The sequence below is a fragment of the Blautia glucerasea genome, assembly GCF_020537505.1.
Lineage (GTDB): Bacteria > Bacillota > Clostridia > Lachnospirales > Lachnospiraceae > Blautia_A.
Genome location: NZ_JAJBMO010000119.1, coordinates 1 through 397 on the forward strand (window position 1 = coordinate 1; position 397 = coordinate 397).

At 53.9% G+C, this 397-nt stretch carries 1 protein-coding gene; it reads right to left on the reverse strand.

Annotation, left to right across the window (positions count from 1 at the left end; genetic code table 11):
* A partial coding sequence (locus LIQ05_RS19530; RefSeq protein WP_226822946.1) for a lysozyme family protein occupies positions 1-397 on the reverse strand: 397 nt, incomplete at both ends.

Here is a 397-nt window from a genome sequence, read left to right on the forward strand (position 1 = left end):
TCATTTCCAAGCTGGGTAAGTGCCACGGATACGATCTGGCCGTTGCCTCCAAACAGGCCGGCAAACAATCCGCCGCTGGAATAATACCTCAGGACGTGAGGGACGTATTCTGGATCGCCATAGGCACTCCAGCCATGCGAAGCAGCCTGATCATTGGAAAACTGCAGAGCATTTTCTGCACTGTAGCCCCCGTAGTTTCGGAGCGCCCACGTTATGTATCCGTTGCCGTAGTTATACCCTTGCAGGGACAGCTTCAGCTTATCCATGTCCTGGGGGCTGGTGCATCCGGCTTCCTTCAGGCAGTCCGCATAATACTGGATTCCTACATGTATGGAATAGTCGGCATCCTGGATGGCATTCGGGCTGTTGGAATACCGGGTGTTGTATGGGCACTCAC